The following is a 16,326-nucleotide window of genomic DNA, read 5'->3' on the forward strand; positions in this document are numbered from 1 at the left end:
TTCGAGATTTACGTCCGTTATCTTTTCTAGAAACTGTCGAGGAAGATGAAGGGCTAGAGCCCTTTGATGTCACCGTAGTGACCCTGACCGGTAGCGGCCAGCAGTGGCAGCGCCAGGAACAGCAGCAGACGGCCTATCGCTATATTGAACAGTTGCCCTCTGAGGTGTCCTTAGAGATGGTCGCGATTCCAGAGGGGCGCTTTATGATGGGCTCTCCAGGCGATGAGCCCGAACGCAGTAAACGCGAGTCGCCTCAGCATGAAGTTACTGTAGAGCCTTTCTTTATGGGGCGTTATCCGGTGACCCAGGCTCAATGGCGTGTTGTTGCCACCCTGAAACAGATAGAACGCAAGCTAAAGGCCGATCCAGCCAAGTTCAAGGGAGATGATCGGCCTGTGGAGAAAGTTTCCTGGCATGATGCGGTGGAGTTCTGTGCCCGGTTGTCTGCCCATACGGGGCGGGAGTATCGCTTACCGACCGAAGCGGAGTGGGAATATGCTTGTCGGGCTGGCACGATGACACCGTTTCACTTCGGAGACATGATTACGACGGAGGTAGCGAATTACAGCGGTAGTGCCTATGCAGATGGCCCGAGTGGTGAGCGACGAGGTAAGACGACTCCAGTGGAGCATTTTGGCATTGCCAATGCGTTTGGACTGAGTGATATGCATGGAAATGTTTGGGAATGGTGTCAGGATAAGTGGCACGGAAATTACGAAGGAGCCCCCACCGATGGTAGTGTCTGGGATGATGGAGACGACGGGGAAGAAGAAGGAATTAACCGCGTAGTACGCGGGGGCTCCTGGTACATCAATCCGGCGTATTGCCGCTCCGCCGTCCGCTACAGCTATACGCCCGGCAACCGCCTCAACCTCGATCTCGGTTTTCGTGTAGTATGTTCTGCGCCCAGGATTCTCCAGTAGCCCTTTTCTCTCTCTTGCCCTCTTGCCCTATGCAAAAAGCTAATACCTTTTCTATCAAAGAACGCCGAGGTCAAAACCAGTATTATGACGAACCCATCGCCGAAGGCGTATGGCCCCTGCAGATGATGGAGATACCGGCAGGTAGCTTTGTGATGGGTTCGCCCAAGGAGGAGCTAGAGCGTAGGGACAATGAAGGCCCTCAGCATGAGGTGACCCTTGGGCGCTTCTTTATGGCGAAGTACCCGGTGACCCAGGCCCAGTGGCGGGTAGTGGCGGCTATGGAGCAGGTAAACCAGACTTTAGAGTCAGAGCCATCTAGGTTTAAGGGGGAGCATAACCCCGTTGAGAAGGTCTCCTGGCATGATGCGGTGGAATTCTGCGACAGATTGACGATCTATACCAATCGTCAATACCGACTGCCCACAGAGGCGGAATGGGAATATGCCTGTCGAGCAGGAACAACCACCCCATTTCATTTTGGAGAGACCATCACTACAGATCTGGCCAACTATCGGGGTACGGATTGGAAGGAGGTAGGAGGATCTGGGTCTTATGGAGAGGGGCCTAAGGGAGACTATCGAGAGAAAACGACTCCTGTGAATCAGTTCAAAGGGGCGAATGCCTTTGGCTTGATGGATATGCATGGCAACGTGTGGGAATGGTGTCAGGATCACTGGCATAAAAATTACAAAGGAGCACCGACTGATGGCGCTGTCTGGGAAGATAGAGAAGAGAACGTTAGTCGCGTACTACGCGGGGGCTCCTGGTACTCCTATCCGAGGGATTGCCGCTCCGCCGCTCGCCCCTCTACGCCCGGCTACCGCTTCAACAACGGTTTTCGTGTAGTATGTTCAGCGCCCAGGGCTCTTCAATAGCCCTTTTCTCTCTTGCTCTTTTGCTCTCTGAAAAAATAAAGTAGGAGATGCAGAAAATATTAGTCGTTATTCTTCCTCTGCGGCTCTCACAAATGTATGCCGCTCAAATACCTTCTGCCGCAGCCGATACGTATCCCCATGTTTCAAATGCGCTTCCCAGCTTTGCAGCCGCTGCAACAACGGTTCCAGGTCAATTTCTCCGGCAGCATACTGCCGCTGTAACGTCTCATCTCCTGGAAAGTATTCGATCACCGGTATCTGCTCATTGCTGGCATCGATAATGGTGTCGATTAGCCAGAGAGTATTTTGGCATTTGAGATGCTTGCGCAGAAAGGCTTTGAGGATTTCATGATCGATGGATGGAAAATATTTGGAAATATCGCACTGCAAGCCGTAGCGATACTGCCGAGCCCAGCCCGTAAAGCGGTGTAGGGCTCTGTGGGTGCCATAGCCGCAACGATTGGCATAGGTATCGTGGATCAGTGTGCGGTCTAGCAAGGGAACGATCACATTGCACAGGGCATGGTGGACTACCCGGTCTCGATAAGGCGCGGCTGAAATCATGCGCGGTTTAGGATCTCGGATGCGAAAGGTGCGGTAGCCACCCGGTTGATAGGTCAGGGTTTTTAGTTCAGCCTGGAGCTGCTGTAGTTCTTGCTCTAGGCGATGGTTAAAGGCCAGAACATTAGGCCGAAAGCGTTTGCTTTTTTGGGCCAGTCTAGAGGCTCGTAGCAGATTTTCGAAGGCGATTACCTGGAGCCAGAGGTTACCATAGCGTTTCATAGCAGGCCAGCCAATATAAGGTGGCGGCTCGGGTGGTGCGTTACGCTGCGCTAACAGCACCCTACATTAATGTGTCTGTCTCCTGTCTCCTGATCAATGACGTCTTCCTCTGCTGTTTAATCCATCCTCCAAGGTCTATGCCGATGGCATTTATTAACTGGCCAGCATACTGATAGCGTTTGTGGGAGATGAGGTCAAAGTCTAATAGCAAGCGGGTTTGGTAGCGTAGGACGTCTAGCTTGCCGTTGAGCTGCTGGAGTCGAGTTCGTTTATCTCGCTGGTAGCGAGCGACTACTAGCCCTTCAAGTAGGTCATAGAGACCGGTGATGATGCGTTCTCCAAGTCCAAAGCGTTTTATCTCAGAGGTTATACAGCCTGCTCTGAGCCGTCTATGCTAGCGGATGGGGTAGGCCGCGAAGTGGGGGCTCCTGGAACAACAATCCGGCGAATTGCCGCTCCGCCGTCCGCAACAACAATACGCCCGGCAACCGCAACAACAATATCGGTTTTCGTGTAGTATGTTCTGCGCCCAGCACTCTTCTACTGCCGCAAGGCTGGCCAGAACCGGCAGATGGGAATCTGTCGGGCGTGCCCCAGGAGAGTCCAGAGCCTATTCCAGCGATGTCCATCGAGGCATCCAAAAATCAAGCTGGGTCAGTTACTTTGGTAGGGAAACCGACGACTTAGCTGACCCTATTCCTCTCTGCTATGCCTCCTACCCTTCGCCGTACTCCGCGCACCGCCAAAGGATACGTTGAACCCTCGCTAGCCCTGCCGTCTGAAGCGCTGCTGCTCCATATGGTGCTGGTGCCCGGTGATACTTTTACGATAGGTTCCCCTGAGGATGAACCGGAGCGGCAAAACAGGGAAGGGCCTCAGCAGAAGGTGACGGTGCCGTCGTTTTTTATGGCGCGTTATCCAGTCACCCAGGCCCAGTGGCAGGCGGTGGCCAAACTAGAGCAAATAGATCAAGCCTTGGATCCTAATCCTTCTCACTTCAAAGGGGATAATCGTCCGGTGGACACCGTCAGCTGGTATGACGCAGTGGAGTTTTGTCAGCGTCTAGAACAGCTCACTAAACGCCCCTATCGATTACCGAGTGAGGCAGAGTGGGAATATGCCTGTCGAGCCGGAACGACCACGCCCTTTTACTTTGGAGAGACTATCACAACCGAGGTGGCAAACTATGACGGTGAATACACTTACGGTGATGGACCTAAGGGAGACTATCGAGAAGAAACCACTCCTGTGAATCAGTTTGATATTGCCAATGCTTTTGGACTGAGTGATATGCATGGCAATGTGTGGGAATGGTGTCAGGATCATTTTCATAACAACTATGAAGGCATGCTGGCTAATGGCACTGCCTGGGAAGATCGAGAAGAGAATGCTAGGCGCGTGCTACGCGGGGGCTCCTGGTACTACAATCCGGCGTATTGCCGCTCCGCCGTCCGCTACTACTATACGCCCGGCGACCGCAACTACTTTATCGGTTTTCGTGTAGTATGTTCTGCGCCCAGGATTCTCCAGTAGCCCTTTTCTCTCTTGCCCTTTTGCCCTTTGTAGAAAAATAAAAGAATACCGGCATCAGACACCAGTTGACTACACCTCAGATCTTGTACTTGGTGAGGAAGCGCCCACCTGTCCAGGGTTCAAAACCTAGTGCAGGCTGCAGCTACATAGCCAATCTTGGTGGGTTTCAGCCTCATCATCAACACGGGTGTTAGATCTGAGAACCCCAATATCGATGACTCAAAATCTCAAACTGGCCTCTTGACTCAGTAAAACACTTGTGAGTACTCTTAATTCTGTGGCCGTTAGCGGCCTAACCACAGAGCACATAATTTAGCACCACCGTCAGGTGCGGGAACACCTTGACGGCGGCTACACCCCCAGCTGATCTGAGCAGCCTGGGAGCGCAGGTTTATGGTACCTGTTGCCACCCCGGATTGCATATATGCACGGGGTGGCTATCTTATGCGCTCTGGTTTCCTAACCCGTTCTATATGGAGATCAGAGCCATGTTTATCGATTCGAACCAGGGCACAGGTGTGCCCCCGGTGCCTCCGACCCAGGATGGCAGCCTGCCTGAGCATGAGTACGAAGATGTTCGCGTGATCCTGCTAGGCACGCTGGTGTCTGTCCAAAACACGATCGCTACCCTGTTCAAACTTAATTACGCCGAACCCAACGACTGGAGCCGTCCTTTGGCCACTGGTCGACCAAATGAGGTGATGGCTATCCTGACCCGACGGGTGAGGGTGGAGTAGACGCGTTTTTGAGGCAGAGCCTTGAGGGCATCAACGGTTTCTAAAGCCTCCCTGCCCCCCAACTTTGATACTGCTGGCGAATTATTTTGTAACATGGCAAGCCTGTCGTAGGCCCCCTAAATCCCCCAAGTTTGGGGGACTTTGAATTCATGCTCTTCTATAGGTTCTTAAGGGGAGTAATTTCTGAAGCCCCCATTTTTCTGGGGGTTTGGGGGTCTGGATAACGTTTGCCTTATTGCCAATGTTTCTGAACATTGAATTCGCCAGCAGTGTCAGCTTTGGGGGATAAGCTGCAATATCCCTGACCTCTAATTCAACTTCAATACGGCCATAAATGCCTCTTGGGGCACATCTACCGTACCGATAGCCTTCAGTCGCTTCTTGCCTTTAGCCTGTTTCTTCAACAGCTTTTTCTTACGAGAAATATCACCGCCGTAGCACTTAGATAATACATCTTTGCGCAAGGCTGGAATGCTGGCACTGGCAATAATCCGGCTGCCGATGGCGGCCTGGATGGGAATCTTAAACTGGTGTCTAGGAATTAACTCTTTTAATTTCTCTGCTAGAGCCTTACCCACGTAATACGCTTGGTCGCGATGCACAATGGCCGCTAGCGGATCGACTTTGTCGCCGTTGATCATTACATCTAGCTTGACGAGATGATTTACTCGATAATCAATCAGCTGATACTCCATACTGGCGTAGCCGCGCGACCGAGATTTCATCTGGTCAAAGAAGTCGGTAACAACTTCTGCCAGGGGCAGCTCATATATCAGAGTGGTACGCCCCTCCGTCAGATACTTCATATCCTTAAAGTCGCCTCGGCGGGTCTGACACAGATCCATCAGCGTGCCGACAAACTCCTCCGGTGTGAAAATCTCGACCTTGACGTAGGGTTCTTCGATTTGTTCTCGTTCCTGGGGCTCGGGCAGTTCGCAGGGATTGTCAATATTGAGCACCGTACCGTCGATGGTGGTTACGCGATACACCACAGAGGGGGCGGTAGTAATCAAGTCCAGGTTATATTCTCGCTCTAGACGTTCCTGCACAATTTCCATGTGCAGCAGACCTAAAAAGCCGCAGCGAAAACCAAATCCCATGGCGCTGGAGGTTTCAGGCTCATACTGTAGAGCCGCATCGCTGAGGCGCAGCTTTTCTAAGGCGTCTCTGAGGTCTTCATAGCGGTCAGAGTCGGTGGGAAAAAGGCCACAGAACACCATCGGGTTGGCTTCGACATAGCCGGGGAGGGGTTCCTCGGCTTTCTTTTTGACTAGAGTAATGGTGTCACCGACACGGGCATCGGCCACGGCTTTAATGGAGGCGGAAATATAGCCCACTTCCCCAGCGTGGAGTTCATCTACTTCTACCTGGTGGGGAGAGAGCACCCCCAGCTCGTCAATTTCGTATTCTTTGCCAGAGGCCATCAGGCGGATGCGATCGCGACGGCTCAACGTCCCATCCACTATTCGAAAATACACAATCACCCCACGATAGCTGTCGTAATAGCTATCAAAAATCAGCGCCCGTAGAGGCTTCTCCGTACTATCTTCTGGCTCCGGTACAGTTTCAACAATGGACTCTAGAATGTCATCAATGCCGATGCCCGCCTTCGCCGAGGCCAAAATGGCATTGCTACAGTCCAAACCAATAATGTCTTCAATTTCCTGAGCGATCCGATCTGGATCGGCACCGGGCAGGTCTATCTTATTGAGGACGGGAATAATTTCGAGATCGTGCTCTAGAGCCAGATATACATTAGCCAGTGTTTGAGCTTCTACACCCTGGGACGCATCCACCACGAGCAGTGCCCCCTCACAGGCGGCCAAGGCGCGCGAGACCTCATAGGAAAAATCAACGTGCCCAGGGGTATCAATCAGGTTCAGCACATACTGCTCACCGTCGTTGGCTTTATAGTTCATGCGGGCGGCCTGGAGCTTGATTGTAATCCCCCGCTCCCGTTCGAGATCCATCGTGTCGAGGACCTGGGCCTTCATGTCCCGCTCGCTGATGGTGTTGGTTTGCTGTAGCAAACGATCCGCCAGAGTGGACTTTCCATGATCGATATGGGCAATGATCGAAAAATTGCGAATGCGGGAAACGGGTGCGTCGGTCATGGAAAAAAGTGAATACTCGGACGAAAAATCATAGAAGCGCTTTGCTTATCTTAATGCTTTGCCTCAATACTTTGCCTAACCTTGAAATTAATGAAGGTAGCGATAGGGACGGCTGCAAGGGCTGGAGCTGGCTGACGACCATGTACTAAACTACGTGCATCTTGCGTGCATCTATGTATTACCCAGCGCGTCATCTGAAAAATCTGGAAAATATCGTTCCAAGGGATGACCATTGACTTACTCCCATGACAAGATGAAGGGTAGCTGTGGGGTCTGACCAACGGACAGTACTTGGTGCATTGTGATTCAGTGTGTTTGGAGGACGAATGACACGACTGATGAACAAGATTGGTATACATGTTTCTGATCTAGACAGGGCAAACTCGTAAGCAGTTTAAAGATAGGGCCCATGATTTCTTCCGGATTATGCGATCGCAATTGACAGCTGACTCAGAGCCTATGGCCGTTCCCGTCACAGTTGACAGTGCATCTGATAGTGCATCCCTTGAAGTGATTCACGATCCCCAGGGGCAAATTGTGTCCATCCATTGGCCAGACACGATTCCATTAGAGTCCGAACGCTATCTGCAGGAATCGATTGGTAAGCTATTTGGCCCGGTTGCTGTGGTGCCTTATCTCAAACGGGCAGCCCAAGTATTAGCCGATGGTCAACCGCAACAGTTTCAGTGTGTTATTCGTTGTGGTCCCCATCCCGTTGGCCTGGACTTTAGTTTGAGTGTGGCCTCATGGCCCGACGATCCTGACCGTCAATACCTCCGAGGACAGGGCTCCATACTCACGGTCACCCGAGGCGAAAGAATGCCTCAGCACTTGAGCACCATGGGCATTGTTGCTGATCCAGCGTCCTCTGCCCAGGCCGGTCTCTTGGCAAACCTGTCTAACTACCACGGGGTGCTGACCAATATCGCCTCGAATATTCGTAAAACCCTTGAACTCAATACAATTTGGCAGCAGACCGTAGACGGCCTGGGTTCGCTGTTAGATTTGCATCGTTGTTTGGTGTGTGACTATTCTGTCGCCATGCAAACCCTGGATGTGGTGGCGGAATTTCACCGACCGGAACTCCAACCTTGTCTGGGACAAACCTTTGAACTCACCCATAAGTCAGATTTTCGCTGCACCATCAATACCCTCAAACCTGTCCTGTCAGATTTTGAGCGGGAGGACAACGATAACGGTCCGTATACCGTATTGACTGTAGCCACCTGCTATCGCGATGAGCCTAACAGTGTTCTTCTGTTACAGATGCCTCCCCACCGTCCCTGGCATCCCCTCGAAATTGAGCTGGTCAATGAACTCACCGATCAGGTGGGAACGGCTATTGCCCATGCCAAGCTGTTTGGAGCCAGTCGCACGTTGGCCGATGACCTCCAAAAGGCGAACGAAAAGCTGATTGATAAAAATGATGAGCTAGAAGAAGCCAGACGTTATGCCGAAGAGGCTTCACGGCTCAAAAGTGAATTTTTAGCCAATACGTCCCACGAGCTGCGCACCCCACTCAATGGCATGATTGGTTTTCTCCGCCTGGTGCTAGATGGCATGGCCGATGACCCAGAAGAGCAAGAAGAATTTATCGAAGAAGCCCATAAATCTGCTTTACACCTCCTCAATCTGATTAACGATGTTCTCGACATTGCCAAGATTGAGGCGGGCAAAATGGAGATCGATCTCACCGCCGTTAGCCTGCAGGAACTGTTTTGCGACGTGGAGAATTTTACCCGTCCCCAGGCTGAGCAGCGGGGGCTACAGTTTGATATGAAGCTGCCTGCCACCCTGGATGAAATCAAACTGTACGGCAACTATCAGCGGATCTTGCAAGTACTGCTCAATTTAATTGGCAACGCCATCAAATTTACGCCTGAAGGGAGTGTTACCATCAGCGCTGAGGTTAAACCCCAGAACGTACGCTTTCAGGGACGAGTTTGGCCCGGACATATCAAAATCAGTGTCGAGGACACTGGGATTGGTGTCTCGTTAGAAAAGCAAAACCGACTCTTTCAAACCTTTAGCCAGGTGGATGGCGAGCGTACCCGGCAGTATGGTGGGACTGGTCTGGGACTGGCTATCTCCCAACGGCTGATCGAGGCCATGGGGGGCAAGGTGCAGTTTATTAGCATGGGCGAAGGTCTAGGCTCGACGGTGACCTTTACAACGATTCTGTACCAGGAACCGGTGATCATGGCTGAGACTGAGAGCAAACAGTCTGCTTAGGACCGATTATTAGAACCGTGTCTATTATTTGCAGAGGCGTTCCATGGAACGTCTCTGCAAATTTGTCGTTAATCTTTAAAGATACTTGGGGCGTTCCTGCTGGGCCGCACCGAGTCTAGTGGCCAATGCCTCCCACTGTTCCGCTTCGATTAACTCAATGGTGCTGTCTAACTGCTGGCGATATTGCCGCAGTGTCGCCAGCAATGCGGGTCGATTGTATTGGGCCATCATGGTGCCCAGGTCAGGATTGCCCCCACCGACGCGACTCGTATCGCAAAAACCACTGCTGGCTAGCTGTTGGGCCAAAGTTTTGACGTGAGTGTCAGGCTCACTAGTACAGGTATGGAGCAGGCTAGCGCTCACCATCACAGGCAGGTGGGAAATGGCGGCAACCGCGCGGTCGTGGGCGCTGGGAGTGGCTGTGTAAATTTTGGAGCCGAGTTGAGTTGCGATCTCAACCACCTGGTCCACCGCAGCTGACCGGCTTGTATCAATCGGTGTCACTACATAGGGCCGCTGCTGAAACAATCCAGATTCAGCGGCGGCTAGACCCGATTCGGCTTTGCCTGCCATGGGGTGACTCCCCACAAAGTTAGGCCACAGCTCTGTAGCCGCCGCCACGATTTCTCCTTTGACCGAGCCCACATCTGTGACAATGGCTGACTCCGACAGATATTCTGCCAGCTGCCCCACTGTCGCCACAATGACGGCCATCGGTGTGCAGACAAACACCATATCTGCTGTGGCCATCAGGGTGAGATCGCAGCTTGCTTGAGTGACAATTCCTTGTTCCATTGCGGTACTCGCCGTGGCCGGACGTCGAGCCACCCCATAAACGGTGTACCCTAGCTGCTTAAAATCTAGGGCTAAGCATCCACCAATCAGACCGAGACCAACGATGCCAATGGTGTTGACGCGGTGAGTCGGTGTAGGGGGGAGTACGGACATAGCTGAAAAACTGGAGGATGGGATCAAGGGGGAAAGACGACCAACCTGAGACCTGGCTGTAAGCGATCAACCAAACACCCCAAGGGAGTATGTCACAATGAGACACACAGCTCCGTTATTGCTGGTTATTTCGTCAGTAACTGCATTTAACTGGGGTAATCGTCATGCCACGATTACATTCAACACCATTTAGACAGCAGGCTTTTAGATAGAGAGAGTCACAGCGATCGTGATTGAGGCAGAGGTCCACCAGCTACTTCGTAAGTTTTTACGCCAGCAGGGCCACACACAGTGGCCTCATCATCTGACCATGGCGCGTCTGGTGGCTAGAGCCCTTCGTCTCGGTCGGAGTGCCCTTTTGCAAACAGGGAGCACCGCTGCCTATCGGGGACGCTATCGGCTGAGCTATCTGATGCCAGCCTTGATTTGGCCGGGACCCATTGTATTGGTGGTGCCCCCTGCGATTCATCAACAGCTGGTCCAAGATGAGATCCCCACGTTGCTCCAAACGTTGCCCACCATTAAATCCATTCAAATTGGTGAGCGCTGGCCTGGCGAAACCTTTCAAGGCATTCTGATTACCACACCGAGTGCCTGGCTGTCGGCTCAGCTCCAGGCTACTGCCCAGACTCCATCTGCTGCCCAGGCCACCGCATTTCCCCCCAATCTGGTCACTCTGATTGATGGGATTGATCCATTAGTCGACTGGGTGCGTACCCAGCTCACCTGTAGCCTGACCGATGCCGATTGGCATCAGCTGGGCCTGGCTTATCCATCGCAGCAGGTGGCGATCCGTGATCTACGAGTCAGACTGACTCACCTAGCGTTTCAACATCCCGCCAACCCGTATAGCTGTTATCTGGCCGATGCTGAGGAGCAGTCTTTGCTGATCGATCTGTACAGCCTGCTGGCAGACACGCCGTTGGGGCTAGAAGCATTGCCCCCTGTGTGGCAGAAGTTTCGGCAGCAGCTAGAGCGAGATGATGGGATGACATGGCTGCAGCTCAATCGGGAGTCCGGCCAGCTGACCCTACGCTGTGCACCGGTCAACCTGGCCGATAGGATGGCCCCCATCTGGGAGCGACAGCCGGTTGTTCTGATTGGGGCCGCAGTGGATGAGGAAAAGCGAGCCGAGAACTATCGCCAGCGGTTAGGTCTAGACGATGTGACCTGTCTAAAATTCACCCCCGATCGGCAACAAGATGGGATTCAACTCTACGCGCCCGATCGGTTGCCGATGCCTAACAGCCAGCAGTTTCCCAATGCGATTCTCCAAGAAATTCGCAACTTGCTCCAGCTACCGGAAACGCGTACCCAGCCAACGGTAATTTTGGTGGGAGATAATCCGCTTAAAGCCCAAATTGGCTCGATTTTAGCTGCAGAATATGGTTCTCGGGTGCAAGTCGAGCGACCGGAGCTGACCGATAATGGCATTTTGGTCACGGGCTGGGAGTATTGGCAGGATTATCGTCTGCGGTGTCCACCACCGGGGGTACTAATCATCACGACACTGCCGATCCCTTCCCTAGAAGATCCACTAGTTGCCGGCCAAGTTGCCTACTACAAGCGTCAGCGACAGGATTGGTTTCGGCTATTTTTATTACCCACGGCACTGCAGACGCTGCAGCTTGCGATCGCACCCGTCAGTGCTCAGCAGGGCAAGGTCGCCCTACTCGATAACCGCGTTAACCATCGCAGCTATGGCCGCACAATTCTTAAAACCCTGAACCCCATCGCCCAAAGCACCTATCTAGAACCCAGCTGGCTAGCACCCTTAAATCAAACGCTATAATCGTGCCAAGTTAATTAAAACTGAGCTAATAAAACTAAACGACCCTACAGAGTCAAGAGGACACCATGGGAGAGGCAAAGCGGCGACAGTCAAAGCTAGGTGAAGACTATGGACAGCCTGAACGGATTGTTCCTTGGCTCCCTATTACTAAGCAGCAATCCCAAGACTTTGTCACCTGGACAACCCGTGGAGCCTGGGGCGGAATTGTTCTAATGGTTGTCCTTTGGCTTACTGTCAGATTTATTGGCCCAGCCTTGGGATGGTGGGCATTAGTCGAATAGATCGTCCAGGTGAGACGTGGGGTTGTTACTAGACTTAAACTTCTTTGCGTTTGTTAAGCCCGCTTTAGATTTGCATCCATAGGGAATCAGTAACTACCAGAGAGTGACTGATTAGATTAACAATTCGATTGCGAATTTATTCGTTAAACCGTTACAAAGAAGACCTTATGCCTAGACAGATAAGCTTAAGGTAGCTATGGTGTGGCTAAATGTCACAGTTTGCTGATATTTCTAGGGCAAATTACCCTAGGAGCGTTAAACTTAATTTAGCAACATTTCTTTTCAAAACTATTGACTCATGGGAGCATTTCTGAAACGACTGTCAGCTTAGCTCCTAGATTGGGTAGTTTGAGTACATCGCCCCATTAGGCAAGATAGCCTAGAGTCCACTGTTAGCTCATTTATGTAGCTGACATCTCAATAGGGTCAGTTAGTTTTTATCGGAATTGCCCCATTGAGACTGAAGGTTAAGAAGAGCTAATCAAATAGTTTATAAAAAACATTAAGCAAAAATTAAGATTCACCCTTACAATGTGACCGGTGGGAAGGAGAACGTAAATGTTTGTTCGACTTGCAGAGCAGCACCGCCAATTCGTAAAAGATTTGGTCCTAAATCTAAAAGCGCTAGCAATCGTCCTTGAAAATCAGGGCTACCTGGCGTCGTGTTACACCTGCGGTGCTCAGCTCAACAGTGCTTCATTTATGGTCAGTCTAGGCGATGACCATCTGATTCGTTTTTTGGTCTCGGATTACGGGATCACATGGACAGAAATGCGTGATGACCGAGAGCTGATGAAACTGGAGGGGGCTGAGGCTATCAACCAGCTTCAGGAATTAGCTAACTTAGTTAAGTACCGGATTCAACCCGTTGAATATCAGGTTGCCTATCGTTCTGCCTAGATTGCCATCTTGGCTGTGTTGGTGGGGCTTTCGTAATCTATGTTACAAAACTAAGGGTAGTGTGTTGTGATCTAAAGTCACGGCAATTGTCTTTTAGTTGGAGCCACACCGTTGAGCTGGGAACACAGGTATATCAAAGCCAATTCAGTGCAGCTTCACTATGTTACTGAAGGCAGTGGCAAGCTCCTGATCTTACTCCATGGCTTATTTGAGTTTTGGTATTCTTGGCGTCATCAGCTACCTTATCTGTCGCGTCACTTTAAGGTAGTTGTTCCAGACCTGCGTGGCTATAACGATTCTGATAAGCCGCGTAATGGGTATGATTTAGACACGCTCAGTGATGATATTTGCTCGCTGATTCAGGCTTTGGGCTATGAAAAAGCTCATATTGTTGGCCATGATTGGGGGGGAGCTATCGCTTGGCACCTAGCCCGCCGCTTTCCTGCCAATGTGGAAAAATTAGCTGTACTCAGTACTCCTCAGCGCTGGCAAACAGCACTAACCCATGGGTTAGCCCATAGTTGGGATCATTTACAAAAAAATTGGCCGATGTTGGCATTACAGACGCCGGGATTACCTCAGTGGCTGATTCAGGATAATCTATCCTCCCTGCTCACCTATCTTTTTCAACAGCAGGCTGTTAGAAAAAGTGCCTTTTCTCAGGCAAATACTGATTTATATCAGGCAGCGTTACAGAAGCCTGGTGTGATCCCAGCGGTACTGCAGCATGTGCGTCATTGCTTTAGCCTCAATGACTGGTTCCATATAAGCGGCTGGCTGCGCCCATCGCGGTTGAGTCTGGTGCCTCTACGGGCACCCACCCTGATAATGTGGGGGGAAGATGATACGTTGCTCCCGGCTAAAGGTCTTTTTGCACCAGGTTTATCGGATGAAACCTTGATCAAGCGGTCTATTCCTGACTGTGGCCACTGGATTCAGCAAGAAGCTCCCCAAAGTGTTAATCGTGAGTTGATGCAGTTTTTAGCCTAAGGATTCAATTGCAGACGACTAGGGGTGCGATCGCAGACCCCTCACAAAACGATTCAGCCTTGTGCCAACAAACTTTCTTTGCAGCCACTCTAGCAAACCTCCAATTCACACTTAAATATCCGGAAGATTAACCATCTTTTCATAATAAAGCTGGTCAAATTCAAGGTTCTGTGGAAATACGATTGCCGTTCCCATATTACGTAATCCTTAACGAATACTAGAGCTGGAGGTCTGTTTCTTGGAACTCATATCGTTACCTAGTCACTACGGTTTAGACTAAACGTTCTATTTGAACAGTTTTATGGCTTATCCCAACAACCTAGCTGAGTATCGTCAGCTGATCGCCGCTGAGAATGAGGCTGATCTGGAATCGAAGCTGGGTTTATTTCAAGCGTTCTCTAAATTATATGAGCACGACCGTGAGCTGCTAGATGCCATGCTTGCTATCGATGCGAATGCTCCTAGTCAATTAGCTACTTATATTCAAGGCATGATTTGCGAGCAGCAAATCTATATCATTAGCAACTTATCCACTAGTAAATCTAAAAACTTCTACTCTAAAGATGGCCTCTGGACGATTGGACGCGATCCTCGTCAATCGGACATTGCTATCCCCGATAAGCGGTTGTCACGATGTCATGCAGCACTGCAGTACCGTTCGGACCAAGGCTTTACCTTGTCCGATTTAGAAAGCACCAATGGAACCTATGTGAATGGTGAACCGCTGACTCGGGTATATGCACTACGTGATGGCGATCGCATCCGTATTGGCAGTTCCCTATTTCATTTCTTTAATAGCGGTAATGAGATTGCTCAAGCGTCTACTCAGCTTGAGCAGTCAGATACCTTAGGTGATGAAGGGACATTGCACTAGTCTTGGGCTCTGCACCAGGGTGACAGTTGAGCGGCCCTCGCAAAATCGGGGTAGTGGCTGTTTAGTCGCTCCTCAGGCGAGCGCATCACCGATCCCTATGACTTTTCCTTGGCTTTCTTCTCAGACTTTGATTTACTAGCTGGAGTCTTCTCGTCTGTGCTTTCTGCTGGTGGGGCAACCTCTGCAGCGGCATCGCCAATCTCTAACATCTGACGTAGCTGCTGATCGATATCGGCGGCTATGTCTGGATTATCCGCTAGATAGCGAATAGCATTGTCGCGACCTTGGCTAATATTTTCTCCTTTGTAGCTATACCAAGCCCCTTTGCGGGTCAGAATATTTTGCTCTTCGGCGAGATCAACGATACATCCAATCGTAGAGATGCCCTCGCCAAAAATGATGTCAAATTCAGCAATCTTAAAAGGCGGCGCAATCTTATTTTTGGCCACTTTCACCTTGGCCCGAATGCCAAACTGATCGTTTCCTTTTTTGAGGGTTTGAATACGTCTAATATCTAGTCGCACCGAGGCGTAAAATTTGAGCGCGTTACCTCCGGTCGTTGTTTCTGGATTACCGTAGGTAACCCCAATCTTGAGTCGCAGCTGGTTGAGAAAAATAACAGTACAGCCGGATTTGCCGATATTACCCGTGATTTTGCGCAGGGCCTGGCTCATCAGCCGGGCTTGTAACCCCACGTGGGCATCTCCCATTTCCCCTTCGATTTCAGCCCGGGGCACAAGGGCGGCTACAGAGTCGATGACGACTAAATCGATGGCTGAGGATCGCACCAGCTGATCGACGATTTCCAACGCAGCTTCACCGGTATCAGGCTGGGAAACTAGCAGTTCGTCAATATTCACCCCCAGGGCAGCTGCATAGACTGGATCCAGGGCATGCTCGGCATCTACAAAAGCGGCCACCCCTCCTTCTTTTTGAGCTTCGGCAATGGCGTGTAGGGCTAATGTTGTTTTACCAGAGCTTTCAGGGCCATAGATTTCGATGACGCGCCCCTTGGGCAGTCCACCTCCTAGAGCCAAATCTAGCGTCATGGCTCCTGTTGGGATCGTTTCAACCTTCATGCGCTTCGCATCCCCGAGGCGCATAATGGTACCTTTACCAAAGTTGCGCTCAATTTGATTGAGCACCATATCTAAGGCTTTTTTACGCTCGTTATTTTCGGTGGATGTTTTTGCCATGCTGCCTAAGTATTTAGATGAGGGTGGCCGAGTTCAGCAATTATAAGCTCACGATGTTGAGAGCCCATGGTGTTGTTTAGGGTAGGTCAATAGAACCGGGTAAGTACATCATGCCCACCTTTGTGATTGTACTCAGAAATCATACAAA

15 protein-coding genes are annotated in these 16,326 nt (G+C 51.0%); 10 read left to right on the top strand and 5 right to left on the bottom strand.

All coding sequences use genetic code 11. The features are described 5' to 3' along the window. Positions 1 to 77: 77 nt before the first annotated feature. Together IQ260_RS03250 and IQ260_RS03255 are read left to right on the top strand one after the other, a co-directional pair. Positions 78 to 923: a formylglycine-generating enzyme family protein gene (locus IQ260_RS03250; RefSeq protein WP_322744889.1), complete on the top strand. Its 846-nt coding sequence runs from the start codon at positions 78 to 80 to the stop codon at positions 921 to 923. A 29-nt stretch (positions 924 to 952) separates the two neighbouring features. Continuing rightward, the gene (locus IQ260_RS03255) at positions 953 to 1,798 is read left to right on the top strand and encodes a formylglycine-generating enzyme family protein (protein WP_193990801.1); all 846 of its coding nucleotides are present in this window, start codon (positions 953 to 955) and stop codon (positions 1,796 to 1,798) included. Between the two features lie 66 nt (positions 1,799 to 1,864). Here the strand turns inward: IQ260_RS03255 and IQ260_RS03260 are convergent, their stop codons facing one another. Together IQ260_RS03260 and avd are read right to left on the bottom strand one after the other, a co-directional pair. Then, positions 1,865 to 2,581, bottom strand: coding sequence for a reverse transcriptase family protein (locus IQ260_RS03260; protein ID WP_193990802.1), 717 nt, complete (start codon positions 2,579 to 2,581; stop codon positions 1,865 to 1,867). 61 nt (positions 2,582 to 2,642) lie between these two features. Next, positions 2,643 to 2,951, bottom strand: a complete 309-nt coding sequence (avd, locus tag IQ260_RS03265) for a diversity-generating retroelement protein Avd (protein WP_193990873.1) — start codon at positions 2,949 to 2,951, stop codon at positions 2,643 to 2,645. Positions 2,952 to 3,289: 338 nt separating this feature from the next. On the opposite strand from avd, the gene IQ260_RS03270 reads away from it, so the two are divergent. Continuing rightward, positions 3,290 to 4,114: a formylglycine-generating enzyme family protein gene (locus IQ260_RS03270; RefSeq protein ID WP_193990803.1), complete on the top strand. Its 825-nt coding sequence runs from the start codon at positions 3,290 to 3,292 to the stop codon at positions 4,112 to 4,114. 488 nt (positions 4,115 to 4,602) lie between these two features. Next, on the top strand, positions 4,603 to 4,851 hold the full coding sequence (locus tag IQ260_RS03275) for a hypothetical protein (protein WP_193990808.1): 249 nt from the start codon (positions 4,603 to 4,605) through the stop codon (positions 4,849 to 4,851). 308 nt (positions 4,852 to 5,159) lie between these two features. Here the strand turns inward: IQ260_RS03275 and lepA are convergent, their stop codons facing one another. Continuing rightward, positions 5,160 to 6,965, bottom strand: a complete 1,806-nt coding sequence (gene lepA / locus IQ260_RS03280; RefSeq protein ID WP_193990810.1) for a translation elongation factor 4 — start codon at positions 6,963 to 6,965, stop codon at positions 5,160 to 5,162. A 459-nt stretch (positions 6,966 to 7,424) separates the two neighbouring features. On the opposite strand from lepA, the gene IQ260_RS03285 reads away from it, so the two are divergent. Continuing rightward, the gene (locus tag IQ260_RS03285) at positions 7,425 to 9,197 is read left to right on the top strand and encodes an ATP-binding protein (protein ID WP_228015471.1); all 1,773 of its coding nucleotides are present in this window, start codon (positions 7,425 to 7,427) and stop codon (positions 9,195 to 9,197) included. Between the two features lie 75 nt (positions 9,198 to 9,272). Here the strand turns inward: IQ260_RS03285 and IQ260_RS03290 are convergent, their stop codons facing one another. Next, the gene (locus tag IQ260_RS03290; protein ID WP_193990814.1) at positions 9,273 to 10,145 is read right to left on the bottom strand and encodes a prephenate/arogenate dehydrogenase; all 873 of its coding nucleotides are present in this window, start codon (positions 10,143 to 10,145) and stop codon (positions 9,273 to 9,275) included. A 229-nt stretch (positions 10,146 to 10,374) separates the two neighbouring features. On the opposite strand from IQ260_RS03290, the gene IQ260_RS03295 reads away from it, so the two are divergent. The 5 genes from IQ260_RS03295 (at position 10,375) to IQ260_RS03315 (ending at position 14,982) form a co-directional block, all read left to right on the top strand. Then, a complete protein-coding gene (locus IQ260_RS03295) occupies positions 10,375 to 11,937 on the top strand; it encodes an ATP-dependent DNA helicase (RefSeq protein WP_193990816.1) in 1,563 nt (520 codons plus the stop codon). 65 nt (positions 11,938 to 12,002) lie between these two features. Next, entirely contained in the window at positions 12,003 to 12,218 is a 216-nt protein-coding gene (locus IQ260_RS03300; protein ID WP_193990818.1) for a DUF2839 domain-containing protein, read from the top strand. Between the two features lie 558 nt (positions 12,219 to 12,776). After that, the gene (locus IQ260_RS03305; protein ID WP_193990820.1) at positions 12,777 to 13,118 is read left to right on the top strand and encodes a DUF1815 family protein; all 342 of its coding nucleotides are present in this window, start codon (positions 12,777 to 12,779) and stop codon (positions 13,116 to 13,118) included. 147 nt (positions 13,119 to 13,265) lie between these two features. Beyond that, positions 13,266 to 14,108 carry an alpha/beta fold hydrolase gene (locus IQ260_RS03310; RefSeq protein ID WP_322744888.1) on the top strand — a complete coding sequence of 281 codons (843 nt, stop codon included), beginning with the start codon at positions 13,266 to 13,268 and terminating at the stop codon, positions 14,106 to 14,108. A 301-nt stretch (positions 14,109 to 14,409) separates the two neighbouring features. Next, positions 14,410 to 14,982: an FHA domain-containing protein gene (locus IQ260_RS03315; RefSeq protein ID WP_193990823.1), complete on the top strand. Its 573-nt coding sequence runs from the start codon at positions 14,410 to 14,412 to the stop codon at positions 14,980 to 14,982. 95 nt (positions 14,983 to 15,077) lie between these two features. Here the strand turns inward: IQ260_RS03315 and recA are convergent, their stop codons facing one another. Beyond that, a complete protein-coding gene (gene recA / locus IQ260_RS03320; protein WP_193990825.1) occupies positions 15,078 to 16,178 on the bottom strand; it encodes a recombinase RecA in 1,101 nt (366 codons plus the stop codon). Between the last annotated feature and the right edge of the window lie 148 nt (positions 16,179 to 16,326).

This window comes from Leptolyngbya cf. ectocarpi LEGE 11479 (assembly GCF_015207065.1).
In the GTDB taxonomy this organism is placed as follows: domain Bacteria; phylum Cyanobacteriota; class Cyanobacteriia; order Phormidesmidales; family Phormidesmidaceae; genus Leptothoe; species Leptothoe ectocarpi.

Bases quoted from the DNA above. Each gene is read 5' to 3' on its own strand.
- lepA (WP_193990810.1), bottom strand. From the start codon at position 6,965: ATGACCGACGCACCCGTTTCCCGCATTCGCAATTTTTCGATCATTGCC.
- IQ260_RS03275 (WP_193990808.1), top strand. From the start codon at position 4,603: ATGTTTATCGATTCGAACCAGGGCACAGGTGTGCCCCCGGTGCCTCCG.
- IQ260_RS03285 (WP_228015471.1), top strand. From the start codon at position 7,425: ATGGCCGTTCCCGTCACAGTTGACAGTGCATCTGATAGTGCATCCCTT.
- IQ260_RS03315 (WP_193990823.1), top strand. From the start codon at position 14,410: ATGGCTTATCCCAACAACCTAGCTGAGTATCGTCAGCTGATCGCCGCT.
- IQ260_RS03300 (WP_193990818.1), top strand. From the start codon at position 12,003: ATGGGAGAGGCAAAGCGGCGACAGTCAAAGCTAGGTGAAGACTATGGA.
- IQ260_RS03290 (WP_193990814.1), bottom strand. From the start codon at position 10,145: ATGTCCGTACTCCCCCCTACACCGACTCACCGCGTCAACACCATTGGC.
- IQ260_RS03255 (WP_193990801.1), top strand. From the start codon at position 953: ATGCAAAAAGCTAATACCTTTTCTATCAAAGAACGCCGAGGTCAAAAC.
- IQ260_RS03270 (WP_193990803.1), top strand. From the start codon at position 3,290: ATGCCTCCTACCCTTCGCCGTACTCCGCGCACCGCCAAAGGATACGTT.
- IQ260_RS03260 (WP_193990802.1), bottom strand. From the start codon at position 2,581: ATGAAACGCTATGGTAACCTCTGGCTCCAGGTAATCGCCTTCGAAAAT.
- IQ260_RS03305 (WP_193990820.1), top strand. From the start codon at position 12,777: ATGTTTGTTCGACTTGCAGAGCAGCACCGCCAATTCGTAAAAGATTTG.
- recA (WP_193990825.1), bottom strand. From the start codon at position 16,178: ATGGCAAAAACATCCACCGAAAATAACGAGCGTAAAAAAGCCTTAGAT.